The sequence below is a fragment of the Njordella calcicola genome (assembly GCF_056494125.1).
In genome coordinates this window covers 4,755,212-4,781,657 of sequence record NZ_CM151396.1, presented here as the reverse complement: position 1 = coordinate 4,781,657, position 26,446 = coordinate 4,755,212, and the positions used below count along the sequence as shown (strand labels likewise).

Genomic DNA, 26,446 nt, shown 5'->3' with positions numbered 1-26,446 from the left:
TGGTTTACGATTGTTTCCTTGCAGGAGTCTTGCAAATGTTACGCTTTGCGTTGGCGACAGTTGTCGCTATCTGTTCGTTTGTCTGTTGTGATGTTTCCCAGGCCCAGTTCCGACCATTCAAAAAGGTCTTCTCCAATGCGACCACTGCCGCAGCTCCGCAATGCACTACGGGCAACTGTGTTGCTAGTCCTGTTGTCAGCGAATCGGTTGTGGCTGTGGCTCCAGTCGTCGTCGTGTCCGAGTCTGTTAGTAGTGTTGCTGCAGTATCAACTGCTGCAAGTCGAGTTGACTTTCGAACCGCACTATTACGAGCTGCAGAAGATGCCCAGCGTGGCGGCGAAATCACAAGGGCTCAGCTCTTTAAGCTGCGAGTCGTTTCGCTAGTTCCCAATGTACGCCAGGGTTTGCAGCAAGCAGTCGCTGAACAAGCCGTGGCCGAAGGTCAAGCGATGTCGGTTCAAGCGATCGATTGGGCGAATTTGATCGCCTTCATCAAAGAGATCATGCCGCTGATTCTGCAGCTAATTGATCTGTTCAGTTAATCGCGATCTGATTTCCTTTTCTTCCATCTAGTAGGTTTTGCCATGATCACCGAGCCGATTCGTAAGATACCAGACGACTTCGAAGATCTATCGCATGTGCCAGTCGCTCAGAACTCGGTGCCATGGACGCGGCGAAGTGCGATCTATGAACAGCTGATGAAGGCTGGTATCGACGGTCGCGGAGTCGTGTTCATTAACTTGGATACTGGATGGACAGATCACGTTGATCTACCAAAGCCTATTGCGGCTCGCAACTTCACTGGCGGATCTGCCAGTAACGTGACTGACAATCACGGACACGGAAATCATACGATCGGAAGCAATTGCGGACGAAAAGGCCTTTCCGCTTGCCCAGCTTCAGATTTGAAGGTCGGCAAAGTTCTAAGCGACAGCGGTAGCGGATCAAACACGGTAGCTGGCTTGCAATGGGCTGCTGCGGAGTCTGGTGACATTGTCTCCTGTTCATGGGGCGGCGGACAAAGTGTTGGCAGCTCGACAACTGCGGCGCTCAGGGCTATTGAGGATAGCGGAAAGTGGTGTTTCTTTGCGGCTGGCAATTCAGGCAACGGCAACAACACGGTGATCGCTCCAGCGTTATCGCCTCATTGTGTTTGCGTAGCTTCTGTGGATTCTGCTGGCAATCCAAGTGGTTTTTCCAGTGCAGGGCCAAGGGTTGACATCGCAGCTGGTGGTTCTCAGGTTCTAAGCGCAGGTATTCGAAACAACCGAGTCTTGATGTCGGGTACTTCGATGGCAACGCCAACCGCAGCTAGCGATATGGGCTTGCTTCGGCAAGTCATGAAGATGCTCGGCATGTCGACGTACATGGATTCACGCGGCCTAGTAAAATTCCTGAAGTCTGAAGAGTTTCTGAAAGACGCAGGGCCGGTGGGCCGCGATCCTCGTTTTGGAGAGGGGATCATCATCACCAGTGAGAACATCCTGAATTGGATCGCCAAAAAGACGATCGGCTTAGTCGCTTTGTTCTTGCTGATTCTTTGTTCGCCTTCTGCGTTTGGTCAGATCACTTGGGCTGATCCACCGTTGATCAAGCAAGTGGAACAAAAGCAGGTCGTGTTCTTACTGGCCGATGCTGCGGAAGTCGCTCAGCGCGAAGGTCGCGTGGCGATCCTGGCCGAAGGGCTCGACGCTGATCGGAAGTATGGCGTTTTGGTGCGAACAGGCGAAGATGCGAAATGGGCTGAAGTCCATGATTCGAAAAAGCCGTTTCCGCCAACTGTAGTTGAACCGTACAAGCCTGGCGTATTTCTGATTCGCGGAGAAATTGGCCAGCGTTTCTACGTGTCGCTACGTGGTTTGGAAGTGCCTCACTGGTTTGAAGTGATCATCGGGCCGGAAGTGAAACCAGACCAGCCAGAGGACCCGAAGCCGGATGAACCAGATCAGCCTGTTCCTAGTAAGGAAATCGAACTGCTAAGTCGCGAGCTATCGCAGAAGCTTGGCCAGCCAGGTGAGGCGACCGTGATCAAAAACACGATCAATCGAGTTTGCGACGAGCTGCTGGCGATGTGTGATCGGGGGCAATGCCCAACGCTAGATGCAGCTAAGCAAACCATGGTCAATGCGATCAATGCAACGTTGCTTCAGCGCGGGAATTCGCGGACCGAATGGTATGCGGGTTGGAGAGTGCCAATTAGCGATGCGATCAACGCTCGGAAACCTTTCAGCAGTAAGGAATACTTGCTGTTGATGCAATCTGCGGCTGCTGGACTTTAGTAATTTGAAGGGTTCAACATGGATTCGTGGGTCGAGTTTGGAAAACAAGTTCCTGCCCTTGCGGTGGTTGTTTATCTGGTGGTTCATTTTCTGTCGTTTATTTCAACGCAGCGAAAAGAGGATCGCGAGTTCAACCGTACGCTGACTGAAGCAAGCAACGAAGCTTTGAAAGCCAATAGCGAGGCTTTGAAGGCAACGGCTCAGGTGTTGTCGCGAGTCGAAGTATATCTTGAGCGAAGCGACGGTCAGAGGCAGCGATGATCCTGTTAATCCTCGTACTACTGAACCCGTTCGTCATCCACGAGCATGTTGACAGTATCGAGGTTAATCACTTCCATGACGAATGCGGTCGACCAGTCTACACACAGTTGATCATGTGGAACTTCAACTGGGCAGCGGGCAAAGATCATTGCAGAGCTTGGAAGTTGATTGATAGTGGGACATTCTTGCAAGGCACCAAGGCGGCTTGGTTTGACAGTGACGCAGGTATCCAGCGATTGATCACCGCAGGATACTCGCGAGTGACGTATACACAAATTGATCCAGAACGGGCGAATAAACGCGTCTTAGATGAGCGACTTCGTATCAAACTGATTGACCATGGCCAACGAAAAACGAGCCAATAACATTGCTAGAAGATTGTACAGAACATGCCTCGGCAAAAGCCTATCGATTTAGAAGCGGGTCTGGTCGCAAAGCTAAAGCAGATCCGCGAAGAGCCGATGTCGAAGCAGGATCTATCTGCAATCAAAGCGTACGATCAATGGATTACGATCGAGGTCGCGAACAAGTATCTACGTGAAATGCCAAAGGGCGTCTACTGCGAGCTGGCCGGTCGACAGAACAAAGTGATCGACGAACAAGCAGACCGCTACGAACTGCCGATCGGTGAAGCGGTCATCGATATGCGTAAGACGATCTCGCGATTCCATGACATCCTGGCCGACTGGGGACCGATCGCGAAGAAACGCAGCGAGCTGGACGAAGAGCGTAAGCGTCAGCAGATCGAGAAACTGAAACGCGATAACGCACTGCTAGACCAGCAGCTGCTGGAACGTGAAGGGAAGTTCGTGACTCGCGCGGAGGTTCAGCAGACACTATCCTGGCTGGCCTCCCGACTGCGTACCATCAGCGAACGGCTAGGTCGACGGTTCGGCGCGGACGCTCAGAAACTGCTAAACGACGGCATCCAACAGATCGAAGAAGATTTGATCAAGGATGACAGCTTATGAGCTTTCTGAAAATGGAACTGATGCGAGCCTTGCGTGAAGCTCGCGTACGTCCGATTCGATCCATGGTCGACTGGATGGAACAAGAACTGGTTGTGCCTGACGGCAAGTATTCTGGCGAACGTTGGGACTGGTCGCGTCAGCCAGTCTCGAGACTACTGATCAATGAGATCGACAGCGGGAACTGGACAGAGATATTCGTCACCGGTCCTTCGCAGTCTGGAAAAACACTCACTGGGTTCGTCGGGCCGGCGCTCTATCACGTCTGCGAACTAGGCGAAAAGAACGTCCTGGGAATTCCGGATCTGCGTATCGCCGATAACAAATGGCAGTTAGACCTGCTGCCGGTCATCAAAGGCAACCCGCGGTTGAACAAGCTGCTGCCAGACATCGGGCCAGGCAGCAAATCGGGCAGCGTGAAGGATACCGTATCGTTTAAGAATGGTGGGCTGTTCAAGTTCATGTCGGCTGGCGGCTCGGACCAGTCGCGAGCGGCGTTTACAACCAGGGTAGTATCGATCACCGAAGCGGCTCGATTCTCGCGCAAGTCGGAGACGTCGACCGAAGCAGACCCGCTACGGCAGTTGCGAGCTCGCCAAGCATCGTACGATGAACCGCAGCGGCGGCTGTACGTCGAAGGAACCGTGACCGTCGAAGAAGATCTGCCATGGGCGGCTAAAGCTCAGTCGAGCGATTCGGTTCTGCTCAGCCCTTGCCCGCATTGTGGCTGCTGGATCGCTCCAGAACGCGAGAAATTGATCGGCTGGCAAGATGCCGAGAATCTTCGCCAAGCTCAGCAGAACGCAATTTGGGCGTGCCCTGAGTGCGGAGAAACCATCGACGAAGGGCAGCGACAGGAAAGCGTAGCTCAGACGGTCATCGTCCATTCTGGCCAGGAGGTCGACAAGCAAGGAAATGTGACTGGTCCGCTTCCACCGACGAACCGGCTATGGTTTCGATATTCAGCCTGGCACAACCTATTCGTGAGTACCGCAACCCTGGGAGGCGAAGAGTGGACCGCCGACCAGATCGACCATGAATCGATTGAGTACGAACTAGCTCAGCGGGAACTGTTCCAATTCAAATGGGCGATGCCGTTCCGAGCGTTGAACTTGGAAGCTCAGAAGGTCGAATATCGCGATGTGCTGAAACGTCGTGAGGATCGCTGGCCGGAAGGGCTCATCCCTGCCGACGCTACGCACCTGGCTGTCGGTTGTGACTTTGGAAAGTATGCCGCTCACTGGATGCTCATGGCTGGCCGGTCCAACGGAATGCTGCACGTGCCAGCGTACGGAATCATCGACGTTCCGAGTCAGCACTTGGATCTAGAACAAGCTTTCGCGCAAGCTCTGTTCGAACTGTTCGATATGTGCGAACTGGGATGGACGCAACAAGGCAAGACCGAACCGATGCTTCCCAACCAGGTGTGGATCGATACAGGGTACGAACCGGAATCGATCTTCAAAGCGTTCAAGCTGCGGTATACGCCTACCAGGCGTGGAAGAGTCCAGTTGGTCATCGGACGCGGATCGGGCCAGATGCAACGCATGTATGTCGCTCCGCCGAAAAAGGGCGGAGGCGTGATCGACATCGGTCATCATTGGCATATGGTCCGCAACAAACGCTGGCGAGCGTTTCAAATCTTTTGCGACTCTGATCACTGGAAGGACCGCTTGCATGATTCGATTCGCCAGTCGAAGGACAAGCCTGGAGCGATCACGCTCTACCATGCTCCAGAGCGTCATCACCTGCGATTGTCCAAACATTGGACCAACGAACATCGCAGCGTGGAATTCGTGCCAGGCAAAGGCGAAGTGGTGAAGTGGGAACGCAAGGGTGCTCAGCACTGGTTCGATGCTGGTTACAACGCTCGGGCTGCTCTGGATCGCATGGGCTGGCAAGCAGTACCACTAAGTAAGATTTAGACGTTGGGATTGCGTGGTGTCACTCTGGTTGGCATGGGACTAGACACAAACATCCAATCGAAGATCAACGAAGCGGTCGCAGCAAACGAAGCTGGCGACTACGCTACCGTTGTGACCAAACTGCGTTCGGCGATCATGCTCATCTCTGGCAGGCCACGAACCAAATTTGAAAACGATGAGACCGAGTACCAAGTCGAACACTTAGACGCATTGCTTAAGAATGCAGAAAAGCAATTGGCACTGCAGAACGCTGCAGCGCGGGGCGGCGGCGGCATCTCGCAAGTTCCGCTTCGCACCGCAGATGACATCCGGTATGGAGTGCGAGGCTAATCATGTTTGGATTGTTTCGCAGGAAAAACGCGGGTGCTAATCCGATTCAACTTAAACGAGTCGACCGCAACAGTATCCCTGGCCAGCGAGATTGGAAAGCGACCAGCGATGATTCGCCAACGGCTGTTTCACACTGGGGCAGGGCAAACGGTCAAGACATCAATTCAGTCTTGCTAGACAAACTGGAATCGATGATCGATCGTGCGACGTTCGAGGCTCGCGCGAATAGTATCGTCGACGGAACGATTAACAATCACGCCAATGACGTGATCGGATCAAATGGCCCTAAGCTACAGGTCGAAACTGGCAGTGATCAGTTCAACAATCGTGCCGAAATGATTTGGCGTGAAGTGTCAGAATCGATCGACGGATCGGGCGAAATGTGCTTGGCTGATTTGCTGAAGCAAGACATTCGTGGACTGTGGACTGCAGGAGCGATCCTTTCGCAGTACGTGAGTGACCCCAACGCAGATACGATTTGCTCGCAGCGTTTGCATCCTGTTTCGGTTCGGCGACTGTGGTCTGGAATGACTCCAACCAAGAACAAAATGCTGGGCATCAGTCGCAACGATCTAGGTCGAGCGACGATGTATCACATTCTGGAAATGGACCCGGCAAACTACGGAGTTCGATATTGGCTGACGCCGAAGGATGTTCCTGCCAGGGATATGCAGCACGTGTTTTACAAGCACGAACCGCAACAGTGGCGTGGGTACCCATGGCTTGCCAGTTCGCTGCAAACGCTCGCGGAACTGGATGAACTGGACGAAGCGGTTCGCGATGCGGCCAAAACAGCGGCGATCATGCACGTGTTGATGTACAACACTCGCGATGATGTCGACAGCGTGGAACAACCTGATCCAGTATCGCTGCGTCGTCAGTCGATCAACAAGCTTCCGGTCGGCTGGCAAGCCCAGGCACTCAATAGCAACCAGCCCCAACAGAACTACGTCGAATTCCGAAACGAGAACTTGCGGGACCTTGGCCGGCCAGTAGGTATGCCGCTGATGAGCCTGCAGCGTGATGCGAGCAAGCATAACTATTCCTCAGCCCGATTCGATGGCCAAGGGTACGCTCGCGCGAATCAATCCATCCAGGGGAAGATCGCAAGGAAGCGATTGAACCCTTTTGTAATGCTGATCCTCCTGGAAGCGATGATGCGTGGCGAGCTGCGGTACAAGGATGTTCGGGAAATCAAATTAACGTGGCAATGGGAAAAGCCGCCGCATGTGGACCCGGTTAAAGAAGCGATGGCCCAGCGGATTCGCATGGAGAACAAGACCACCAGCCCGCAACGGGAATGTATGGCTGATGGTGGCGATTTCGAAACGGTCGTCGCGGAATGGAAGCGAGCGAACGAGATTTTCAAGCAGAACGGTTTGCCGGAAATGCTGGGCCCGATTCCTTCGGACCCAATGGCACTTGCGGCAATGTTGAAAGACGAAAGCGGAGGCAAAAAGAATGACGACAGCAGCGACGAATGAACAAGCACGAACCGAAGAAGGATTGGTCACGCGATCCGCTTCCCTGGCAGGCTTCGACGAAGCAACTCGGTCGATCGGTTGCACACTGACCACTGACCAGCCGGTCGTGATGTACGACTACTACAACCGCGAATTCTTTGATGAAGTTTTACTGGCCGAAGGCGGCCGCATGCCCAACCAGTTAGTGCTATTGGATTCACATTCACGATACAGCAGCCATAGCGTTTACGGCTCAGTTCGCGATCTGACTCGCGGCAAGAACGAATGGAAGGGACGCGTTTATTTTGCAGAAGGGATCGAACGCGTCGAAGAAGTTTACAAACTCGCGCGGCAAGGCCATCTAACTGACGTGTCACTGGGCTACAAGTACGACATTGCCAATGCGATCGATATTCCCAAAGGGCAATCGACAATGGTCAATGGTCGCGAGTTCCGCGCAACGAACCGACGCATGCGAGTAGTCAAGGAGTGGATTGGTCGCGAGCTTTCAACAACGCCGATTGGTGCTGACGATCAAGCGAAAATGCGATGCGTGGTTGACAACAAATTTAGACAAGGCGCGGGGCCGATTGACGATTCTACTCCAACGATTGATTCAGATCGCAAAGATGAAAATCACTCTACGACTCAGGAAAGAACCATGTCCGCGACTACAACTTCCACTGTATCAGCAGAACAAACTGCTGCACCTTCGACCGCTTCTGAGACTCGAAGCGAAACTCAACCTCAGACGCAAACGACACCGAAGGTGGATACGGAAGCAGTTCGTCGCGAAGCCGCGGAGGCCGAACGAAAGCGTCAAGGCTATATCGGCGGCTTCATCGGCAAGGTCGATCCGAAACTGATTGATGAAGCTCGATCCAGCGACTGGAGCGAAGATGAAATCAACAAGCGATTCTTGGTCGGTATCACTTCCGGTCGAACCAGCGCGGTCGCTCCTGCGGTCCATTCGGTCGACAACTCGTTCAGCCGAGCGGATCTGCAAGCGGTCCTGCTTAAGCGAGCGGGTATCGATGTTGAGAACTCGCGGTTGTTCCGGACCAGCCAGGGTGAAGCGACTTTCCATCGCGGCGATCATCACGAAATGAATATGCGATGGGCGGTTGATGCCGCTCGTTCGCTGGATCGCAAGACTACGCTCAGCGATGAAGCCGACAAGGCTTTGAACGTCGCTCACAAGTCCCACGGCATCAGCTTGATCGGTATTTGCGAGCTCGCGTTGGCGGCCCACAACGTGCGATACGAACGCTTCGATTATCACGACATTGCAACGCGAGCTTCATCGACTGCTGAAGTCGCCGCGCTGTTCAGCAACACGCTGGCCGCGATGATCTTGGACGCGTTCACCATGGCCGAAGACACGACCGACTGGGTTGCGGAAGAAGACTTGCCGAACTTCCAGCCTGCTGAAGTTGTGAAGGCCGGTTCGATCAGCAAGATGAAGAAACGCAAGCGTGAGCAAGTTCCAGAGCATGCGACCATGGATGCGACCAAGGAACTGATCCAGTTGACGACGTTCAGCGAGCAATTCTTCCTTGACCGCATCGACATCATCGACGACCGATTCGGCCAACTTGGGCGCACGCCTTCGGCACTGGGTGACGCAGCTGCGGAACTGCGGCCAGACTTGGTTTACTCGACGTTGCTGTCCAATCCAACGATGGGCGACGGGAACCAACTGTTTTCGACCGCTCACGGCAACAACACGATCAGCACCGCGATGAGCATTTCCGGTCTACAGACGCTAGATACCAAGATGGCCACTCAGGTCAACAATGGTCGACCGATCACAGCGTCACCAGGATACTTGGTTGTTGCGAAGTCCAAGCAGTGGGATGCGGAAGTCCTGATGAACTCGGTCGAGCGTCGTGACAACACAGCCAACTCGATTTATGGCACGGTGAACCCTGCAGTCGGTCGATACAAGGTACGTGGTGAGGCTCGACTGGATACTGGTGTCGCCAACCCAGATAGCGGCGTAACTGCAGCTCCTCAAGCTGGAGCCTATTACTTGGCCGACGCTCGCAAGCGATGGGGTTTGATGCTCGCTTACTTGCGATCCGCTGGCCGTGGTCCGATCATCAGCCGCTGGAATCCTGGCGATGGCCGTATTGGTATCGGTACCACTTGCGAAATGGACATCGGCATCAAAGCGGTAGCCTGGGAAGGTCTGCAACGCGGGACCAGTGCTGGAGCTTAATTGATAGCGGGTTGGAGAAGCAGTATCTCGCTGGGCCCATAACCCAGAGACCGTCAGTGCGAATCTGACACCCGCAATTTGGATAGTTTTTGAATACCAGGGAATTTGATCATGCCACGATTTGAGATTCGAGCGACCGGCAAAGTGAACTTCGGCAATGGCGACATCGACCAGGGAGTTGTCCTGGGCGTGTTGGTTGTGCGAGAAGGCATCGACGCCAAGCAGTTGCTTGATTCGGTGACATATCGCGTTTGTCATCTCGCTCCAGTAGCTGATGACGCAGCAGTATTTGATGTCACAGCAGAGCCGTTGGGTGACGCAGCCAGCGACAGCGAAGATCCTCCCCTGGCAGGCATCGAAGAAGACCAACAGCTTGACGATCAAAACGAAGATGACGACTGGCTGCTATCCGACGTCATCACCGACGAAGGGACATTGGAGGCATTAGCTGCAGCAGGCTACACGACAGTTGCTCAGGTTACTGCCTATATCGACGCCGGCCACGACTTGACCGACATCAAAGACATCGGGGCAACTCGCAAGAAGCGAATTCTGGCCGCAATTGGACGCGAGTAGTTTTTAGTTGATTTGTTTGTTTCATAATTAAGGTGTAGAAAATGGCACTTCCAATTTCCAGGCCGGTGCATCCCGGTGGTCAATCCGTTGTCACGACTCCTGCACTTGTCAGCAGTCGCAACTGGGTATCCGGCGACGTATGGCGTGATGCGAATCGTGCTTATGTCTACGTCGGCAAAGAATCGTTGGGCGCGGGCGTTGATGCGACCGTCCAGGATAAAGGCGAATATGAAATCACTTGTGCGACAGGTGTTACAGCATCGATTGGCCAAGACGCTTTTTATGACACTGTAAATCGAACTGTAGTTATTGCTGCTGGCGCGAACATCATTCCAATCGGAGTGTTCTCGAAAGCTAAAGTAGCTGGCCAACTAGTTGCAAAAGTGTTGCTCAATGGCAGCAACATGAACAACGGCTATATCGCGGCAGCTCAGCAAGCTCTGTCCGGAGCTGGCGCAGTCAACGTAACCTCGTACTACACCGCTTGGACAACCACTGGCGCCAATGCGGGAACGCTGGCCGATGGTCTGTTCCGAGGTCAACTGAAGAAGATCAAGCAGATTGTCGACGGTGGCGATGGAACTTTAACTCCAGCGAACTTTGCCAACGGTACGACCATCACGTTTGCTGATGCTGGCGATTTCGCGATTCTCATGTGGAATGGTGCTGCTTGGGTTGCCATTGAAGTCGGAAACGATACTGACGGCGTAACAGCACCGGTGATCGCTTAATTGAACTACTGAACCACGAATCGATAAATCCACAACTACAACGCCAATCGATTCGCCTGAAGCCAGTGTTTGAAGTGATTCAGGCACTGGCTTTTTTTGTTATACGCAACTTTAGAAAGCGACAATCATGAATCTTGAAGTGACCGCGACTGCAACTGGCGCAAGCTCAGCGTTTTCCTTGCCTGAAGGTGAGCATTTAATTTTGATTAAAGCTCCGGCGGGAACAGTCGCAGCATTGCAAGCTGGCGATGCGGCAGCCAATCAGTGGGGCCCGGTTCGCGAAGGCAGTGCAGCAGTTTCGATCACAGGTGACGACACGATCTTACTTCCTGGCGGGAATACTTATCGCTTGAACGTTACCACTTACGTCAGCGCAATCACTGTGCGATCAAGACGAACGGGAGCTTAATTATCCATGAGCGTCGCACGATCAATAGCTCGCAACATAGCCCGTCCAGTTTGCCGTCCCGTCGTTGGCAGTGGTGATGGCGGCATTGCTACGGCTACTGGTGGCACGATCACAGAGGCAGGCGGCTACAAAATCCATACGTTTACAAGCAGTGGTGATTTTGTCGTTAGCGGTGGAACGCTAAATGTTGAATATTTGATTGTGGCAGGTGGTGGGGGTGCGGCTCGCGGTGGTGGAGGTGCGGGCGGTGCGATCACTGGCAGCAATACGATTGCTGCGGGCACTTGGCCAGTCGTAATCGGAGCTGGCGGCGTAGGAACTTTTGGGCCTGTATCCTCAACTAACGGATCAAACTCAATCGCATTGTCGTTGACGGCGGTGGGCGGTGGCCGTGGGCTTAATAACACCAACGCAGCTTCTGGCGGGTCAGGCGGAGGTGGCCACTATTTTACTTTCGGCAATTATTTAGGTGGCTCTGGCACTGCGGGGCAAGGCAATGCTGGTGGTAACGGTTCTGTGTCTGGTGATCCCGCCGCGTCCGGCGGTGGGGGCGGGGCCGGTGCGGTAGGTGGCAATGCAAACACGACTGGAGTAGCAGGCAATGGTGGTGTTGGTATCCAGTGGCCCTCTGGTTCTGGAAGCTTTTACGCAGGCGGTGGTGGAGGAGGATCATCCGTAACCGCTGGTACGGGCGGGTCAGGTGGAGGCGGGAATGGCACGACGGCAAACACTGGCACTGCCGCGACTGCCAATAGTGGCGGCGGTGGCGGCGGTGGTCATCCCATTAACAGCGGCAACGGTGGCAGTGGCATAGTAATAATCAGGTATCCGATATGAGCCATTTTGCAGAGATAAACGACCAAGGCGAAGTGATTCGCGTCATAGTGGCTGACTCAATTGATTGGTGTCAATCCAGGCTTGGTGGTACTTGGGTGCAGACAAGTTACACAGCTTCGATTCGCGGCAACTATGCGGGTATCGGCTATCGGTACTTACCAGAGCATGATCTGTTTATGCCGCCCCAGCCCGCTTACAACTACGACTTGGACACTGACACGGCATCGTGGACTTTCCCTGATGACGGGCATCTCTACATTCCAGCGGCACCACACATTGCAGAGCGGCTAAGCCGTGCTTTGTACTCGTTAGTTGTGCCAAATGGTGATGGTTTATTTGCTGGTGTGATACCCCATCCGCAAGGGCTTGGTTATCCGCTTTTGCAGTTTAGAGCTAACGACGTTGTACCAATCTCAATAGGCAACGATGCGAGTCAACTGGCCGAAGTGTTGCAAATTACAGTTGACGAGCAAGCACTAACGCAAGCCGACAAAGACGGCATCGTCCAAGCGGTGCAAGCTATGGCTGGCCAGTCAGTGGCTATTGCTGATTTCATACCGCCTAGCTGGCAGCCGTACGTCATGGACAAAGCACAAGCTACTGAGGCTGGATATTTTACTGACTATTGGCCGGTGGCTGAGGAGATCGAGTAGCATGGCAACAACAACCGCAAAGCAGAGCAAACGATATGGCACTAACTGATGCAGACTTAATCCTAATCAAGCAAATGCAAGGCGTAACGTTCCTTGGTCATTATGCTTCAGGTTCGGTCGTAAATCTTGTTTGCCCGGTGAAGCCAACGGCTACGGAATTGGCACGAGTACAAGTCTTTCGCAACAGTAGCTATGTGCCGCTGACGACGATTTTCATCGGTCCAAACATCGGTGGAGAGGTAGATCGCTTTCGATACGCCTACACGTTGCCGTCGGACTTTGTGCATGGTGATGACGTGTCGTTTCGTTGGCTAGAGTATATCGACGATGAGTACGTGGCGACGCTTGAGCAAAGGGCGAGAGTGGTTGACTTTCCCCCAGAGCAACAAGAGCAGCTAGATGCGATTCAGGAGGCGGTGGAAAACGAATCTCTGAAGCTCGGCCAAACGTATCGCTGGCGAAACTTGAATCATGGTAAGGGCTATGATGATGTTCGTATCGAGGAGCTAGAAGAATAATGCCACGCGGTATTTTCGATCACGTCTTTCCGGATGATGACTTTTACGATCCGTCGACCGGTGAAGCGAGCCTGTACGAAGCGAACCAGCAAAATACGGACTTGCATCTGGAATACTACGGCAAGAAGATCGAGTTTCGCGAAACGCCAACGTCTAGCTGGGATGATATTATCGCTGTGGTGCATTCCGAGATCACTAAGCAAGTGCGATCCTCCTCTGGCTGGACAAAGCGAATCTCGCGTATGATCTTCGCTCAGCCTGAATCGCTGTTCCATCTTTCGCTGAACTCAGAAGTCCGTATCGATGATGTGATCTACAGCGTGGATGAAATCAATCGCAAGTCAGCTTCCAAGACTGCTGTCCATCTTTCTCGCGCGGAAGCTCGCGACATTGCCAGACCAGGTTACCGTAGGAGATAGTTCACGTGGGGATGCTTGTCACGCCAATTACAACGCTGAAGTCGATGCTCGCCAGTTGCACCGCGTTCCAATCCTGGTTGGGAGTCGATGAAGCAGTTGATCCGGTTGCTGCTGCTGCTGCCAAGGTTTACATCGAAGGTGTTCCTCGACCAACAGGCCAAGACAGCTTTACCAAGGATGATTACGAAGCTTTGCGGCCGTTTGCAATCGTCTATGGCCATGAAGGAGAATCGCATACTGCAGCTCGCGTTGGAGAGCCAGAATGTTTCGACATCACCGGTTCAGCAATTGTTACGCTGGAAACACCAATCGATCCAAACAAGACTCCTGAAGAGTTCTGGTTGGAATTGATGGGCGATATCGAAGCGATTGTGAATAACCAGGCAGAAGGCCAGCCAGGGTTGCTACAACTGGGATCTACACCTGGTGGGCTGCGGATCCAAAACATTAAGGTCGATCTGTTCGGCCGCACTCCCGAAAACGAAGTCAAAGACTACGGCGATTGCTATATCGTTCTGCTGCTAGTCGAGTGGGGTTAATCCATGCTTGGCTTGATCAAGATCAAAGAATTCGGTGTGACTCCGCGTCGACTTGCGAAAGCGATGCGTGAGGCTAAAGCTGCAGAATGGGACATCCTGGCCAAGACGTTTCATCGCGATATGCGAGCCAGACGATTTACGGCCGCACATGCCAAGAAGGCTGGTTACAAAAAGCGTTCTGGCGAAGACTTGCCGTTCGGTAGTAAAGCATTCTGGAAGTCTTACGTCGGGCAGAAGTTGAAACGTAAAAAGACACAAGACCCGCTGGTCTTCACTGGCGAAACTCGCGATCGAGCCCAACGCATGGTATCGATCACAGCCACTTCCAAAGGCGTGAAGCTGCGATACGGGTTAAATGTTCTCAATCGCATTCCATGGGCTCGGGCGGAGTTTGCGAAGATCTTGCCAGAGGAAGCGAATCTGCTCGCGCAGCAGTACGAATTGAATCTTGCCAACCGCTTAAATCGCATGCAGTAAGTCGAATTTAGACTTGGCATCACGGCTAGTTGACAACATTGCTTTCTGATCCGTTTTTCTCAGGAAGCAATCAAATGACTCTGTATACCGGCCACTGCGTTCGCATCCATCCTGACAGTGCATCTGCTGTAGACTTCGGCGCGATCACTAACTTTGATTGTCCCCTGGGTGTCCAACTCCTGAATGAAGTCACCGCGGGTAGTCCCTACGCTGGCCAGGTCAACGTCCAGTCAGTTGATCCGCGAATGACGTTTTCGACTCGCAGCATCAAGAAAGCGATCGACACGTTCGGACTGCTTGGCTTGAACATCGTCGCGGTCACCAATCCGGGCGTGGAAGCGTATCAAGCTCAACTGGAAAACGGCGTGATCAAGTCTGGATCGCATCATCGCAAACTGCAAGTGCGTAAGGGCCGCGTGGTCCTGCGGCGAATCAGCGTTGCCAATCGCGAAGATGCTCAGGCCGATATCGAAGTGTTGCCATTGTTTGATGGCACGAACAATCCATTGGTTCCAACGGGAAGTGTCGCATTGCCGACGCTGCCAAGCGATTCGGAACGTTACACGATCCATAGTGCAACGGTCGGTGGTGTCGCGATTCCGTGCCTGCAGGATATCGATATCGATTTCGGTTTGAACATCACGATGGATTCCTGCAGCAGCAAAGCTTACAACGAACATCTTTCGATTGAGTCGGTCCAGCCAAGCATTACGTTCCGGACGCTGAATGCTGCTCTGTTCGCGTCATCCGGCGGAGTTGGGCTCAATGGCATTGTTGGGACGCATGCAAATACAGAGATCGTGCTTCAAAAGCGTTCGCAAGATGGCAGTGTCTATCTTGGCGGCGACAACTACATTTTGATCACATCTGCCGGGATGTTGACCATCGATTCCGCGTTCAACGCATCTGGCAATCGTCGCGGTGAAGTTGCATTGAAGCTGACTTCGCGTTTTGATGGCACGAATGCTCCGTTCACTTTTATTACCGAATACGAACTTGATTAAACCATGCCAACTGAACCAACGAAGAAACCTCGGAAGCTAACCCTGCTGCATGTACTGTGCGCGGTAACCGGTAAAGGCAAGCTGGAATGCGAGCCACTGGCCGCTGAACATGCCGACAAAGAAGCCGAGATCATCGCAGCGTATGAAGCGGGTGACGCGGTGAAGATTGGTGAACTACTGGCACCGGTGGAAGAGGGCCAGCCAGGGGAAGATCCTGCGGCCGTCGCGGCGAAGAAATCGAAACCAAAAAAGACCACTGAGACCACTGACTAATGTATTTGTACTTCTACCCTTCGGAATCGAACAACAGGCCCGACTTGAAAAAGCTCGGGCTTGATTATCTTTACGACGATCGAGCCAGCGATATCGAATGCCAGCAGCTTATGGGGCTTGGTCCCGATTCGCAGCGTGGTTGGATCATCGGTCAAAAGATGGATTGCCGCCAAGTCATCTACAAGCCGGAGCTGCAGGAGTGGCGTTGTATTGCTGGCCGATGGATCGGATGGTTTACGGGCATTGATCCCAAGCCTGCGATGTTTCAGCGTGAATCCATCCTGGCAGGCTACGATTGGAAGGACTGGAAGGGCAACACTTGGCAGATTCCAGTCGCTCGCAAATTCCAGTTGTCCGACGGCGAGATCTCGTACTATACCGCAGTGCCAACGTACTACGGGCTGGATAACGATGGCAAGTTCGTGCTGCAGGGAGTGCAAACCAAGTACGAGGCACTGTGGAAGCTCGCGTGTCAATGCGAAGCCAATCGAGTTACAGCGATCGCGGACGCTCACCTGGCTGGCCAGTCCAGTTACTCGTATGAGGTTGGCGATATGACGGATGTGGTCAATATTGCGATCGGAGCGAATTACCGATTGAGTTCGCTGGAGTTTGGGTTGATGGGCATCGCAACCGATCAGACAGCGATTGAGATCATGCGGCTGGTGACCGATCAACCAGGCTTGGCAGAGCTTCAAAAAAAAATTCGCCACGATACTGGGACTACCTGATTTGGTCACGGCAAGTGATGGCCGGTAACCAGAGCCGGTACTGCCCGACGCTGGCTGACTTTCAATTGTTGACTGAGGGATAATCATGGCGTCTGTAGTAATCGAATTCAGCGGCGACGAAGCTAAGCTTGTAAAGTCAATGCTGAAAGCTCAGCAAGAGTTTAACAAGCTGGGTAAATCTGGCGCGAAATCTTCGCAGAAGATTGGCAATGCAGATCGCAAAATGCAAAGCGATCTAAAGCAATCTGAAGCTATCGTGAAGAGAAACACGACAGCATTAGAGAAATTGAATGATGAACTGGCTGAAGCAAGTAGATTAAAAGAAAAAGGCTTAATCAATGAAACTGCTTACAATCGCGAAGTTCAAAGAATCAACCAAGCAAAAGATGCGTTAGCAGAAAAGAACAGCTTGCTTGGAGTCGGAGTATCTAAAGTCTTAGGCATGGCTGCTGGATACTTGTCGGTGTCAACAGCCGTAGGGACACTGACCAAAGGCTATGAAGATTTTCTAGAGATGCAAAAGAAATCTCTGGAGTTCTCGAATCAGCTCGCGAAGTCGCAACAAGAAGCTTCCAAAAACTTTGCAGGAGCAACAACGCCGGAACTCCAGGCGTTATTTACGAAAATCGCGCCAGACATCGCAAAGGAAACGGGGTTTTCTAATATCCCTTTGTTGATTGATGCATTGGGAGCCGGAAATTCAACAGACGGTCGAAGCTTAGAAAACATCATTTCTGCAGTCAAAGAATCAGCGAAGCTTAACAGACTGACACCAGAATCAGTTATTCCTACGACGATTGCAGCGTTATCAATCGGGAGAGAAACTGGCGTAGCTGACCCTTTGGCCAATCTTGGGTACGCTCTTGACGTTGGTGTTCTGTCTAATATTCGAGATCCGGCCAAGGTGAATGAATTGATGAGCCAACCGCTCAGTGCAATTCGCCCAACAGTTCCGAATCAAAACCCGACCGAAGCCGCAGTTGATATCGGAGCTATGTTTTCAGCATTCACAATTGCCGATCCAAAAGGTGAGTCGGCAAATACCAATACAATCGTGCTGGCAGCAAAGCTCAATGAAGTATTTGGAGGACTAGGTAGCACAGAAGAGAATCAAAAAGAACTCGACAAGCTTCTTCAAAAGCGCAAAGAAACAACGAAGTTTAATCGCCGAACTGGCAAGATGGATGACAGCTTAAACGAGAAGGAAACAGCAAGACTCACTGAGCTTCAAGATTTGATTGCAAATCCAATTGTCGATCCAGGAGAACTTGACGCTCGAATCAAAGCGGTTCGAAGTGATAAACGACTGTTTGCGATGACTTTTGAAAAGGATTTTGGAGAAGCAAAATTCAAAGAACTGAATCGTCAATTATTGATTAGCGGTTCTGAAATGGCGAACCGCTATGATTCTTTTCGAAATGATATTTCTTTCAATCCGGAAACAGCCGCAAACTTGCAACAACAAGTCACTTCCGCAACGCCTCAGCTTTCAATCGCTTCGTCTGTAGAACGAAGCAAAGCTTTTGGAAATGTATTGAAGGGTGGTGACGTCCAAGCCCAGGCAAATGCAGCCGCAAAACAAATAACTGAAGAAGTCCTTGCGTCGACCACGCGAGGCACTTTGGATTCAATCGGTTCACGCTTCTTTGCAACTGAACGTTTTATCTCTGGCATGGCTGGTGAAGATCAGCTTTCTATCAGCCGCGGTCAGTTGCAACAACGTCGAGACTCACTAGCAATGAGCGGCGATCGATCAGCGACAAACTTAGATCGAATTGCAGCTTTAGACACAGCCATGCAAGAAATTGCAAATTTGCAACGATTGGTTGTAGAAGAGCTTCGAAAGAACAACCAGAAGATGGACAAGCAAACTGATACGATTGCTGATTCTGGATCTCCAGTGGCTCCTCCGCCAAACGCTATTCGAGCACAAAACGCTTTGGGGTTATCCAAATGAGTACGCGATTTACTGTAGGGTCAAGCAACTACGATTTCGATATCGGAAAAGGCAGCTTGATGCTGCCGACGCAGCACACGCAAGAAGAGATCCGGCCAGGTAGTGATGGAATGGCAATCATCGCCACTGGCAGGCATGGTACACCGTTCCAATTCCAAACGATCTCGTATCACAACAACTACGCCAACGGGATCGCGGCCAAAGTGCTGCTGATGAGTTTGAGGGGTATCAACCCAGTGATCGTGACGCATGAAGGCGTGAACTATTACACGGCGTTCGATACGGTCTACATCTTGAAGGATATCCAAGTTACCGAAGCTCGCATGATTCCGTTCACTTCGCGAGCGATCAACCATGCAAGCGCGGCACTATCGCCAGCGTTCAAACTGGTCTGCGATTGGACGATGATACCGATCTATCTCGAAGCCGAAGAAGAAGAACCTGAAGAGGAACCATAATGGCTGCGGAAGAAGTTACCTTCTCTGGAGGGCTATCGTACACCGGAGCCCAAACCGTTTACACTCGCGCTCGCTGGTCTGACGCTTGGGTGGAAAATCCTGAGCTATTCGCAACTCAGGTCACATGGTCCGCTCAGCCTGCAGTACCAGTCGCGTCACTCTATCGCCGATACGGGCCGACGCTGGAACGTGAAGCTGCGACGCCAACCATACGCAGCAAACTGGCAATCGACGGCTACTTCGTCAAGATCGAAATCGAGTGTGCGGACGGGACGCGTAAATGGTATGGATACGTGGATGTGATCGGCGATCAGCCTGATGGGTTTGTACAATTCGCCGGTGATCAAGTTGCCTGCGGAGTGCAAACGTTTCAATGCTTGGGCATTATCAACGTGCTGGCTCATGCATTGATTACTCAAACAGTATTCTTGAGGACTGCTGGTATTGACTACTCGAATAAAGGCCATTTTTTTAATCGAGTCGATAATGGCCAGATCATTAAGACCAAGGGTTGGACAACAGACAATCCAGGCGTTCCAGATGACATTGTCGATGTTTTTATTCACTTCCCAAATGGTATGTATGGTGCTACATGGATTGCTCCTGATGATGAGGACTCAAACGATACTTGGTCGACGCACGACATCTGCAAGCATCTACTTGCGTTTTTCCCGCCGGTGGATGAAGACAACGAAGTTCGCGTTCCGTTCTTCTGGAAGAATCCTGATCTGTTGCCGGCCAACGATCGACCATCGATCGACACAGACCACCGGACGCTGCTATCGATCTTTGATGAGCTGTGCACCGGTCGCTTGATGATCGGATATTATGCCGAAGTTGTCGAAGCGGACCCGGAAGAAGAAGGGGCCCTGGATGAAGTGAACTTGGTTGTCTATTCGCTGCTGAAAGATGCTTTGACGCTTAGCGATTCGACCATCGCAGCTAATCCCAACACGATCGATGTAACGTACGTTGATGACCCGGCAACGCGAGCTGCGACAACGCTAGATTTGACGACGCGGGCCAACCAGGTGATATGCCGCGGGGCTCGCAAACAAGTGGTATGTACGCTTCCGTTTCGCCGCGGTGGGCTAGGTGATCAGCCGGTGATCTGGGACCCAATGACGCTGGAAGAGAATTTAACTGATCAGCCAGTCGCGACCGATGACCCGTACACTAACGAGGCGAACTATCAACAGTGGCTGGAGCATCCGCAAAATCGATTGTGGTTACGTGGGTACAAGCTAAAGCACACTTGGGACTGGCTGCTTAAGGATGGCCAGAAGATATTCACGCGTGAAGGGCCGCCAGACCCAGAGGCACCGGACCCTGAAGCGCCGACGATCGTGCAATATTTTCCTGATCCGTACGAGATCCGTATATTAGATCGATTGCCATTCCGCGAAGGATATTCGTACCAGGACGCAAGCAAAGATTTCGACGTTGGTGCAACCAGCAAGTATATGAAGCCGATCGTGTACGGGCATGCGTTGGAATACAGCGGGACAGCTTTGCAACGCCAGGTTGATAGGTTCGTGCTGTTCGCCAATCGCAAAAAGCAGCATTTAATAACTGGGCTTGATCAACTGCCGTTTGATATCGAGCTGGAACCGCTACCAAACGATGGCCGAATTGCCGTGGCGCTCAATGTCGAAGGGGCCAACCGCGAAACGCTGGTCAATGAGAACTCGCAGTTGACTGCATTTGCTCCGCTGGCCGAATCTCCGCATCTATCGCGTTACAATCGATCGGATTTGTACGCGACCGTTGCGATTGAAGAGGACCGCATTCTGGAAGCTCGATTCCCGGCTGACGCTGATGTTGCCGACGTCGATGCAGTTCGCCGACGCGTGTTAGAGTTTGGCGATGTGTTCCAGCACGTTACCATCCTGGAAGGCACCACAACCGCGATCAGCGATGAAAATACCGAGCTAAAGACCGCAAGCGATATCTTGCTCAGAGACGACAGCGATAAGCTCGCCGATTTGGCCAAGCAGGCGTTTCAGTTCTACAACCAGGATCGCCGAGTGCTAAAGCTTGATTCGTCGCGAGCTTCGGCCGTACTGGATATTGGCAAGATGATTTCGGTTCTCAATCCCGATACCGCTCATGCAATCCAGGTCAACACGGTGATCACCGAAATATCGATTGCCGCTTCGTTAGGCCAGCCAGGAAGTGTACGAGCTGCTTCATTCTCGCTAACGACTGCAGCCGGTGAACTTGATTTTCTAGCCATGGCACCGAAAGCGAGCGTTTAGCATGGAGACTCCCGCAATTGGCCACACACCTGGCTGGATTTACTTCAAGAACATGCAGGTCATCGACGGCAAACTCGCGATCGTCGAAGCGACCGAGAAACATGGCAATATGCCGCTGCTGGGTATCTCGCGACTAGATGACGATGCAACGTTCCGCGTTGATGTGCCGGGAGCATTCTGGATCGATCTGCAAATTGACTTCCGCGAGTGCGAGTCTGATGACCTAGGACTGATCGATATTTCGATTGCCGCTGCGGCGGGCTCAGCGATTCGGCCAAGTAAGCATCAAGAGCTTTGCGGGTCGCATAAACACTATCACGTCACCGATGGCGAAACTGGTGTCGATGACCGATTCGCACCGCGATCATTCCAGCAGTTTATCTTCGTAGGCGTGCTGGCGCGAGGCGATTTCCACATCGCGTTTGATTTCGAGAATACTCCAAGCGAAGATCCGATCATCAAAGCCGATTTGCAGATTCGTCGGTATGGGACAGGCTTGGAATATCTAGCGTACGAGGGCCGATTCGATGAAGAGTAATGTTCCGTTGCCCTACGTGCGGTATCAATGCAGCGTGATCGAATCGACGCGCATGTTCGACAATCCAACGATTACGCAGACGTTTGCTTCGACGGCGATCGAGAATAATCCCCTGGGTGGCTCATCCCCGCGGCTCACCGGAGAATATCACGCAGGAATCACGACCGAAGAACTAAGCGGCGTTGGCGATCTAGGTTATGGTTCAACGGTCGATGTGTTCAAGGTCTTTCGGCCGACGTATTACTTGATCAACGTGTTTCTGTTCCGTGGGCTGACTCAGACATTCGATTCGACGTACATTGCCGCGTTGAATGATCCATGGGAAGTATCGGTGATTCCGTTTGCCGGTGAAGTCGAAATGCTCAGGCCGATCCGCTACGATTTGCCGACGGCCAACACCAGCCACAATCACACGCTCAGCAGTGGCACCACGAACACTTACACGATTCCATTCACGGTTGCCGGTGGATCTGTTCCGATACGGCATTACGCTTGGTCTATTCTCAAGTGCAGCGCGGGAGCAAAGTTCCAATTCAAAAACGAGATTTGGCCAGTTACAACCGGTGGAACGATCACGCTAAACGCTCAGGTGCAATTCTACAGGCTGAATGATCAAATCGATTTCGTTGATGCAGTGAGGGCAGCATGACCAAAAGCCGAGTTGGCAAGATTGAAGATTATTGCTTTGCTCAGAATCTGTATCTGTGGAATGTCAATTCGTTCTATGGGTTCAACGAAGACACGATTCTGCATGGCTCGATGTTTGGGCTCGGAATCTACTTCGACGAAGAAGAATTCATATCAACTACCGACGTGATATTTCGTAACCCGCGGAACAACTTGATCGAGATCGTATCCATCCAGGAGCTGGACGTAGCTGGCGGCAATCGAGCAACAATTCCAAACTTGGCAAACAACGTAAGTTTTGCAACTCAATTAAGCCGTGACACAACAATCACCAGCAGCATGCACAACCACACGGACACTGGCCTGAACGAAGGCCGAGCGGTCATCGTGCAACGCTGGATGACTCGCAATGATTTTCGCATTGCTAGATCGATCACCGCTGCAGCCGGGGCAATCTATGCCAGTGCAATGTTTCGGAGGGTTGGGTGACTTCGATCAAGGACGTCTTGCGATTGCAGCATGCTCGCATGCGATCGCCTTACCAATGGCGGCAAGTCCAAGGGCCGAAAGTCGGATTTCTCGCTGTGACTTACAATTCGATCGGCGGTACCGAATCGTTTCACCAGTTGTTGTTGCCGCATTTGCCGAACGTAATTGGTTTCGCTTACCTGGATGGCGATGGCGACCGAGCTCGGCTAGGCGTACCAGCGTACCAAGGGGCAGCAGCGGCAATGAGTTTGCTTGACCATTGCGATATTGCAGTGTGTTGGGGCATCGCTCATCTGCGACAATACTTGCGATTCAACAAGCCGAAAATTATCAATGTGCACCATGGGGCAGTCGGACAAGAATGGTCTGACAATCTACTAAAATCTTCGCTGGACATCACAGACGAAATCGTTTGCGTATGCCCCGCCGTAGCAGCACAGCACAAAGGATGCGGCAAGCCAGTGCACTGTATCCCTAACGCGATCGATCCACGCCGAACGGCAACGGCCAGCACGGAGGAGCCAGCCAGGGTGAAAGCACGTTACGGAATTCCAGACGGCGCGAAGGTCTTGCTTTGGTCACATCGATTTTCAGACGAAAAGCAGCCTGATCTAGCAGTAAGCATTGGGGAGACCATGCCCCATGACTGGGTGACTATTATCGCAGGATCAGGATGGTGGCCTACACGCCAGCCAGAGAGTGATCGCGTTCGGCTCATCGGCCGCGTGAATAACCCATGCGATCTACTAGCGATTGCTGACGTGTTCCTGAGCACAGCGAACAAGGAGGGTTTCGGCCTGGCTGTAGGGGAGGCTATAGCCAGCGGTGTACCAGTGGTTGCAATGCCGAGAGGTATCGCCACTGACGCTAGGCTAGTGACTCAGGTTGACACTGATGATGTGAGCCAATGGGTCAGCGCGATACTAAGCAGAGCAAGAGGCGGTGGTATTGCGAAGAATGCGTTGAGAATCATTCAGAGCGATTATGGGATGGATGCTCATGTGCGACGGTGGCGAAGCGTTCTAGGGCCAGAAACGACGACGTGAGAGGCAAAGGAGACTGCCAAAACGGCGGGTCCTTCCTGGGGGGGCGGGGGCGCGGTGCTTCGCACGTATATCGACGCACTTTTATGTGCAAGGCACTTGGAAAAACCTTGTAAGTAGCTCGGTTAAAAACCTCATGCTGCGATTTCTTGCACAGGCGTCGCGTCGGGCGTCGAAAATTTTCAGACGCTCTTAAAACGAAAATTTCGCGATTGCGTTCCGTGTTTCTTGTAACTAGTTTGCAAGTAATTCGGGCGTTTCTTTGTAGTTGTCGCGTTCTAATTTTGCGTTTTGAGTATTCATAAGCCGGGTGTCGCCGGTTCAAGTCCGGCCTTCGCTACTTGAGTTTTGTGCACGTTGTTTTAGCTCTTAATGCGGTCCTTGCGTTTTCTGCAGCGTGCATTGCAATCTCTATGTTGGCGAATCACTGCCAGAAAACTCGGCTGTCGCATTCGAATAGCGTTTCGCTTTCTTGAGAAGTCTGCCGGCGTAAACCGAAGCGGCGATGCCTCGTGTCCCGGTCCGGTGAAGCTGGTTCGCAAGTTAGCAGCACTTAAACGTGCGCACTATCTACGCTAAGCATTTTTAGTCGCTTGGCCCGCAGTCGCAGTTTCTGCTTTGACCGACTTGTTTTTAGCAGCAGCTTGTTTTTCTTTGGCGAATACGTCCAACCACTGCTCGCGCAGCGGTTCGATCGCTAAAAGCTTCAAGCCAAACTTATCGCCGACTTTGACCACATCTCCGCGAGCGATAACCTGATCGTCAACATCCAAGCTCAAGGGCTTGTCGCATGGCATACTAAAGTGGATCATCGATCCAGGTACCAAGCTCAACACTTGGTCGGCTGGCACCGTCTTCCTTGCCAGCGTCACGCAAACAGGCATTTCAATCTGCAAAAGACTCTTCCAGTAGATGGTTTTTGCAGCTTGGTCGGTGGAAAGATTTTGAAGAGTTGCCATTGTTTGTCTTGAAGTTCGACCATAGAGCTCTTGCAAGTCAGGTATCGCTACCCGCTCTCTTCACTCATCGTCATAAACTTGAGACAAACTAAAACAAAATTCGAATAATCGCTAAAAGTCGGCCAAACGATCGGTAGCATCGCCAAAAGCTGGCTCTTGTACATGCATCCGATCCATCAAGCTTAAGTACAAACTGCACAACTTGCGTTGATCGTCACCACGGTCGGTGTAGTCCAGCACTCGGCCGGTCTCAATCGAACCACCTAGTCCGCCCAACGTTAACACGGGCAGTTTCGTGCTGTCGTGCTTACTGCCAGACCACATGTTGGAAAGAAAAACTAAGCAAGAATGATCCAGGACTGTACCATCACCTTCCTGCATGCTTTCAAGCCGCTGAGCGAGATAGGCCAACTGGCTGCAGTAGTAGCTGACAATCTTCGCATAGTCATCCGAAGTGTCGCGGTGTGACGCAGGATGATGTGCCATTCGAACATCCAAGAATGGATAGAACAAACCGGATATATCGCGACACATCAGCAACGTTGCAATGCGCGTCTTGTCGGTCTGGAAAGCAATCGCGATGATGTCGCACATCATGCGCATATGCTCGCGGATGTCTTCGGGCAAACCATTGTCCGGTCTGGCCATGGTTGGCAACGCGATGCCTTTGTCTTGCGCCTTCGAATTCGCTTTTTCCGCTTGGCCACGCATGCGGTCGATTCGCTGTTCCACCTCACGGACGCTGGTCAAATATTCCTCAAGCTTACTGCGGTCGCCCATGCTGATGCGACGGTTCAAACTGCTGGCTTCTTCTTGCACACGATCAAGGATGCTTTTGTTTCGAGCGCTGCCGCGGTTATCAAACAAGCTATCAAAGGCTAATGAAGGATACACTTCCATCGGTACGGGTGAAGTCGCACTGCGCCATGAAATGTGCGAGCCATAGGCCATTGAGAAATTTGTTTCATGGTAGCCGGTCACCGGCTGTTCGCAGCCCAATACCAAGCTTGCCATCGCTGTATCGTTGCCTAGCTTATTGGCTAGTACTTGGTCCATACTGATTCCGCCTTTGAGCTCCGAGCCCTTCTGCAACCGCACGCCCGATAACAAGTTGCCGGTCTGACCAGGATGAATCCCCACACCAGTGGCCGCTTTGTTAAATAGGCCAGTGATGAAGTTCATTTTCGTCTTGAAAGGTTCCAGTGGTTGCAGGCATTCGCCCAACTGCATGTCGGCTCCGCTCCCGGTAGCCGTCCACCGATCTGGATTCACCCCGTTGGCCATGAAAAGCGCCGCGAAGCGTTTCGGATACTCACCAACCAAGTTGCTTTCGGTTCCCCAAACTGGAATGGATTCCAGCCAAGGCAGCGCCATCGCTACGCCGGTTCCGTACAACATCGCTCGTCGCGATAGCGGGCTGTGGTCAAGATTGCTCATGGTATTCCTCGTATAAGTTTCTGGCGGGATGACTTTACGTCGTTTCTATTCTATCGTTTTAAGCTT

30 protein-coding genes and 1 tRNA gene are annotated in these 26,446 nt (G+C 52.3%); 29 read left to right on the top strand and 2 right to left on the bottom strand.

Features of this window, described 5'->3' with window-relative positions; genetic code table 11:
* Positions 1–35 precede the first annotated feature (35 nt).
* From SH302x_RS18405 to SH302x_RS18265, 29 genes are all read left to right on the top strand, one after another.
* On the top strand, positions 36–542 hold the full coding sequence (locus SH302x_RS18405; protein WP_479363960.1) for a hypothetical protein: 507 nt from the start codon (positions 36–38) through the stop codon (positions 540–542).
* Between the two features lie 42 nt (positions 543–584).
* Positions 585–2,279 carry a S8 family peptidase gene (locus SH302x_RS18400; protein ID WP_479363958.1) on the top strand — a complete coding sequence of 565 codons (1,695 nt, stop codon included), beginning with the start codon at positions 585–587 and terminating at the stop codon, positions 2,277–2,279.
* Between the two features lie 18 nt (positions 2,280–2,297).
* Positions 2,298–2,540 (top strand): hypothetical protein, encoded by a 243-nt coding sequence (locus tag SH302x_RS18395; protein ID WP_479363957.1) that lies wholly within the window; start codon positions 2,298–2,300, stop codon positions 2,538–2,540.
* Positions 2,537–2,905, top strand: coding sequence for a hypothetical protein (locus SH302x_RS18390; protein ID WP_479363956.1), 369 nt, complete (start codon positions 2,537–2,539; stop codon positions 2,903–2,905). Before SH302x_RS18395 ends, SH302x_RS18390 begins: the two co-directional genes overlap by 4 nt.
* A 24-nt stretch (positions 2,906–2,929) precedes the next feature.
* Positions 2,930–3,511, top strand: a complete 582-nt coding sequence (locus tag SH302x_RS18385; protein ID WP_479363955.1) for a hypothetical protein — start codon at positions 2,930–2,932, stop codon at positions 3,509–3,511.
* A complete protein-coding gene (locus tag SH302x_RS18380) occupies positions 3,508–5,433 on the top strand; it encodes a phage terminase large subunit family protein (protein WP_479363954.1) in 1,926 nt (641 codons plus the stop codon). The genes SH302x_RS18385 and SH302x_RS18380 overlap by 4 nt, the downstream gene beginning before the upstream one ends.
* A gap of 9 nt (positions 5,434–5,442) precedes the next feature.
* The gene (locus tag SH302x_RS18375) at positions 5,443–5,763 is read left to right on the top strand and encodes a hypothetical protein (RefSeq protein ID WP_479363952.1); all 321 of its coding nucleotides are present in this window, start codon (positions 5,443–5,445) and stop codon (positions 5,761–5,763) included.
* A 2-nt stretch (positions 5,764–5,765) separates the two neighbouring features.
* Complete coding sequence (locus SH302x_RS18370) at positions 5,766–7,247, top strand: phage portal protein (protein WP_479363951.1); 1,482 nt, start codon at positions 5,766–5,768, stop codon at positions 7,245–7,247.
* Positions 7,225–9,447, top strand: a complete 2,223-nt coding sequence (locus tag SH302x_RS18365) for a phage major capsid protein (protein WP_479363950.1) — start codon at positions 7,225–7,227, stop codon at positions 9,445–9,447. The genes SH302x_RS18370 and SH302x_RS18365 overlap by 23 nt, the downstream gene beginning before the upstream one ends.
* A gap of 5 nt (positions 9,448–9,452) precedes the next feature.
* Positions 9,453–9,524 (top strand) — tRNA-Met (locus SH302x_RS18360).
* A gap of 34 nt (positions 9,525–9,558) precedes the next feature.
* Positions 9,559–10,023: a hypothetical protein gene (locus SH302x_RS18355; protein ID WP_479363949.1), complete on the top strand. Its 465-nt coding sequence runs from the start codon at positions 9,559–9,561 to the stop codon at positions 10,021–10,023.
* Between the two features lie 41 nt (positions 10,024–10,064).
* Complete coding sequence (locus SH302x_RS18350; protein WP_479363947.1) at positions 10,065–10,754, top strand: hypothetical protein; 690 nt, start codon at positions 10,065–10,067, stop codon at positions 10,752–10,754.
* 127 nt (positions 10,755–10,881) lie between these two features.
* Entirely contained in the window at positions 10,882–11,163 is a 282-nt protein-coding gene (locus SH302x_RS18345; protein ID WP_479363946.1) for a hypothetical protein, read from the top strand.
* A 6-nt stretch (positions 11,164–11,169) separates the two neighbouring features.
* Positions 11,170–12,000, top strand: coding sequence for a glycine-rich domain-containing protein (locus SH302x_RS18340; RefSeq protein WP_479363945.1), 831 nt, complete (start codon positions 11,170–11,172; stop codon positions 11,998–12,000).
* Positions 11,997–12,653, top strand: coding sequence for a hypothetical protein (locus tag SH302x_RS18335; RefSeq protein WP_479363944.1), 657 nt, complete (start codon positions 11,997–11,999; stop codon positions 12,651–12,653). The genes SH302x_RS18340 and SH302x_RS18335 overlap by 4 nt, the downstream gene beginning before the upstream one ends.
* Positions 12,654–12,688: 35 nt before the next feature.
* Positions 12,689–13,171 carry a hypothetical protein gene (locus SH302x_RS18330; protein ID WP_479363943.1) on the top strand — a complete coding sequence of 161 codons (483 nt, stop codon included), beginning with the start codon at positions 12,689–12,691 and terminating at the stop codon, positions 13,169–13,171.
* Positions 13,171–13,590, top strand: coding sequence for a hypothetical protein (locus SH302x_RS18325; RefSeq protein WP_479363941.1), 420 nt, complete (start codon positions 13,171–13,173; stop codon positions 13,588–13,590). The genes SH302x_RS18330 and SH302x_RS18325 overlap by 1 nt, the downstream gene beginning before the upstream one ends.
* A gap of 11 nt (positions 13,591–13,601) precedes the next feature.
* Positions 13,602–14,129 (top strand): hypothetical protein, encoded by a 528-nt coding sequence (locus SH302x_RS18320; protein ID WP_479363940.1) that lies wholly within the window; start codon positions 13,602–13,604, stop codon positions 14,127–14,129.
* A 3-nt stretch (positions 14,130–14,132) separates the two neighbouring features.
* Entirely contained in the window at positions 14,133–14,606 is a 474-nt protein-coding gene (locus SH302x_RS18315) for a hypothetical protein (protein ID WP_479363938.1), read from the top strand.
* A gap of 74 nt (positions 14,607–14,680) precedes the next feature.
* Complete coding sequence (locus tag SH302x_RS18310; protein ID WP_479363937.1) at positions 14,681–15,610, top strand: hypothetical protein; 930 nt, start codon at positions 14,681–14,683, stop codon at positions 15,608–15,610.
* A 3-nt stretch (positions 15,611–15,613) separates the two neighbouring features.
* A complete protein-coding gene (locus SH302x_RS18305; RefSeq protein WP_479363936.1) occupies positions 15,614–15,883 on the top strand; it encodes a hypothetical protein in 270 nt (89 codons plus the stop codon).
* Positions 15,883–16,614, top strand: coding sequence for a hypothetical protein (locus SH302x_RS18300; RefSeq protein ID WP_479363935.1), 732 nt, complete (start codon positions 15,883–15,885; stop codon positions 16,612–16,614). Before SH302x_RS18305 ends, SH302x_RS18300 begins: the two co-directional genes overlap by 1 nt.
* Before the next feature lie 85 nt (positions 16,615–16,699).
* Positions 16,700–18,571, top strand: coding sequence for a hypothetical protein (locus SH302x_RS18295; RefSeq protein ID WP_479363934.1), 1,872 nt, complete (start codon positions 16,700–16,702; stop codon positions 18,569–18,571).
* On the top strand, positions 18,568–19,029 hold the full coding sequence (locus SH302x_RS18290) for a hypothetical protein (protein ID WP_479363933.1): 462 nt from the start codon (positions 18,568–18,570) through the stop codon (positions 19,027–19,029). Before SH302x_RS18295 ends, SH302x_RS18290 begins: the two co-directional genes overlap by 4 nt.
* Positions 19,029–21,287 (top strand): hypothetical protein, encoded by a 2,259-nt coding sequence (locus tag SH302x_RS18285; protein WP_479363932.1) that lies wholly within the window; start codon positions 19,029–19,031, stop codon positions 21,285–21,287. Before SH302x_RS18290 ends, SH302x_RS18285 begins: the two co-directional genes overlap by 1 nt.
* A 1-nt stretch (position 21,288) precedes the next feature.
* The gene (locus SH302x_RS18280) at positions 21,289–21,825 is read left to right on the top strand and encodes a hypothetical protein (protein ID WP_479363931.1); all 537 of its coding nucleotides are present in this window, start codon (positions 21,289–21,291) and stop codon (positions 21,823–21,825) included.
* The gene (locus SH302x_RS18275; RefSeq protein WP_479363930.1) at positions 21,815–22,474 is read left to right on the top strand and encodes a hypothetical protein; all 660 of its coding nucleotides are present in this window, start codon (positions 21,815–21,817) and stop codon (positions 22,472–22,474) included. The genes SH302x_RS18280 and SH302x_RS18275 overlap by 11 nt, the downstream gene beginning before the upstream one ends.
* On the top strand, positions 22,471–22,941 hold the full coding sequence (locus tag SH302x_RS18270) for a hypothetical protein (RefSeq protein WP_479363929.1): 471 nt from the start codon (positions 22,471–22,473) through the stop codon (positions 22,939–22,941). Before SH302x_RS18275 ends, SH302x_RS18270 begins: the two co-directional genes overlap by 4 nt.
* A complete protein-coding gene (locus SH302x_RS18265; protein ID WP_479363927.1) occupies positions 22,938–23,987 on the top strand; it encodes a glycosyltransferase family 4 protein in 1,050 nt (349 codons plus the stop codon). The genes SH302x_RS18270 and SH302x_RS18265 overlap by 4 nt, the downstream gene beginning before the upstream one ends.
* A 572-nt stretch (positions 23,988–24,559) precedes the next feature.
* On the opposite strand, the gene SH302x_RS18260 is transcribed toward SH302x_RS18265, so the two are convergent.
* Together SH302x_RS18260 and SH302x_RS18255 are read right to left on the bottom strand one after the other, a co-directional pair.
* Positions 24,560–24,943, bottom strand: coding sequence for a FliM/FliN family flagellar motor C-terminal domain-containing protein (locus SH302x_RS18260; protein WP_479363925.1), 384 nt, complete (start codon positions 24,941–24,943; stop codon positions 24,560–24,562).
* 111 nt (positions 24,944–25,054) lie between these two features.
* Positions 25,055–26,380: a DUF1552 domain-containing protein gene (locus SH302x_RS18255; protein WP_479363924.1), complete on the bottom strand. Its 1,326-nt coding sequence runs from the start codon at positions 26,378–26,380 to the stop codon at positions 25,055–25,057.
* Between the last annotated feature and the right edge of the window lie 66 nt (positions 26,381–26,446).

What these genes read in the sequence shown, in the direction of transcription:
- SH302x_RS18355 (WP_479363949.1), top strand. Translation starts at nt 9,559, where the DNA reads ATGCCACGATTTGAGATTCGAGCGACCGGCAAAGTGAACTTCGGCAAT.
- SH302x_RS18320 (WP_479363940.1), top strand. Translation starts at nt 13,602, where the DNA reads ATGCTTGTCACGCCAATTACAACGCTGAAGTCGATGCTCGCCAGTTGC.
- SH302x_RS18400 (WP_479363958.1), top strand. Translation starts at nt 585, where the DNA reads ATGATCACCGAGCCGATTCGTAAGATACCAGACGACTTCGAAGATCTA.
- SH302x_RS18340 (WP_479363945.1), top strand. Translation starts at nt 11,170, where the DNA reads ATGAGCGTCGCACGATCAATAGCTCGCAACATAGCCCGTCCAGTTTGC.
- SH302x_RS18365 (WP_479363950.1), top strand. Translation starts at nt 7,225, where the DNA reads ATGACGACAGCAGCGACGAATGAACAAGCACGAACCGAAGAAGGATTG.
- SH302x_RS18315 (WP_479363938.1), top strand. Translation starts at nt 14,133, where the DNA reads ATGCTTGGCTTGATCAAGATCAAAGAATTCGGTGTGACTCCGCGTCGA.
- SH302x_RS18390 (WP_479363956.1), top strand. Translation starts at nt 2,537, where the DNA reads ATGATCCTGTTAATCCTCGTACTACTGAACCCGTTCGTCATCCACGAG.
- SH302x_RS18300 (WP_479363935.1), top strand. Translation starts at nt 15,883, where the DNA reads ATGTATTTGTACTTCTACCCTTCGGAATCGAACAACAGGCCCGACTTG.
- SH302x_RS18255 (WP_479363924.1), bottom strand. Translation starts at nt 26,380, where the DNA reads ATGAGCAATCTTGACCACAGCCCGCTATCGCGACGAGCGATGTTGTAC.
- SH302x_RS18280 (WP_479363931.1), top strand. Translation starts at nt 21,289, where the DNA reads ATGGAGACTCCCGCAATTGGCCACACACCTGGCTGGATTTACTTCAAG.
- SH302x_RS18260 (WP_479363925.1), bottom strand. Translation starts at nt 24,943, where the DNA reads ATGGCAACTCTTCAAAATCTTTCCACCGACCAAGCTGCAAAAACCATC.
- SH302x_RS18395 (WP_479363957.1), top strand. Translation starts at nt 2,298, where the DNA reads ATGGATTCGTGGGTCGAGTTTGGAAAACAAGTTCCTGCCCTTGCGGTG.
- SH302x_RS18385 (WP_479363955.1), top strand. Translation starts at nt 2,930, where the DNA reads ATGCCTCGGCAAAAGCCTATCGATTTAGAAGCGGGTCTGGTCGCAAAG.
- SH302x_RS18290 (WP_479363933.1), top strand. Translation starts at nt 18,568, where the DNA reads ATGAGTACGCGATTTACTGTAGGGTCAAGCAACTACGATTTCGATATC.
- SH302x_RS18405 (WP_479363960.1), top strand. Translation starts at nt 36, where the DNA reads ATGTTACGCTTTGCGTTGGCGACAGTTGTCGCTATCTGTTCGTTTGTC.
- SH302x_RS18345 (WP_479363946.1), top strand. Translation starts at nt 10,882, where the DNA reads ATGAATCTTGAAGTGACCGCGACTGCAACTGGCGCAAGCTCAGCGTTT.
- SH302x_RS18295 (WP_479363934.1), top strand. Translation starts at nt 16,700, where the DNA reads ATGGCGTCTGTAGTAATCGAATTCAGCGGCGACGAAGCTAAGCTTGTA.
- SH302x_RS18310 (WP_479363937.1), top strand. Translation starts at nt 14,681, where the DNA reads ATGACTCTGTATACCGGCCACTGCGTTCGCATCCATCCTGACAGTGCA.
- SH302x_RS18380 (WP_479363954.1), top strand. Translation starts at nt 3,508, where the DNA reads ATGAGCTTTCTGAAAATGGAACTGATGCGAGCCTTGCGTGAAGCTCGC.
- SH302x_RS18275 (WP_479363930.1), top strand. Translation starts at nt 21,815, where the DNA reads ATGAAGAGTAATGTTCCGTTGCCCTACGTGCGGTATCAATGCAGCGTG.
- SH302x_RS18270 (WP_479363929.1), top strand. Translation starts at nt 22,471, where the DNA reads ATGACCAAAAGCCGAGTTGGCAAGATTGAAGATTATTGCTTTGCTCAG.
- SH302x_RS18335 (WP_479363944.1), top strand. Translation starts at nt 11,997, where the DNA reads ATGAGCCATTTTGCAGAGATAAACGACCAAGGCGAAGTGATTCGCGTC.
- SH302x_RS18330 (WP_479363943.1), top strand. Translation starts at nt 12,689, where the DNA reads ATGGCACTAACTGATGCAGACTTAATCCTAATCAAGCAAATGCAAGGC.
- SH302x_RS18325 (WP_479363941.1), top strand. Translation starts at nt 13,171, where the DNA reads ATGCCACGCGGTATTTTCGATCACGTCTTTCCGGATGATGACTTTTAC.
- SH302x_RS18285 (WP_479363932.1), top strand. Translation starts at nt 19,029, where the DNA reads ATGGCTGCGGAAGAAGTTACCTTCTCTGGAGGGCTATCGTACACCGGA.
- SH302x_RS18350 (WP_479363947.1), top strand. Translation starts at nt 10,065, where the DNA reads ATGGCACTTCCAATTTCCAGGCCGGTGCATCCCGGTGGTCAATCCGTT.
- SH302x_RS18370 (WP_479363951.1), top strand. Translation starts at nt 5,766, where the DNA reads ATGTTTGGATTGTTTCGCAGGAAAAACGCGGGTGCTAATCCGATTCAA.
- SH302x_RS18305 (WP_479363936.1), top strand. Translation starts at nt 15,614, where the DNA reads ATGCCAACTGAACCAACGAAGAAACCTCGGAAGCTAACCCTGCTGCAT.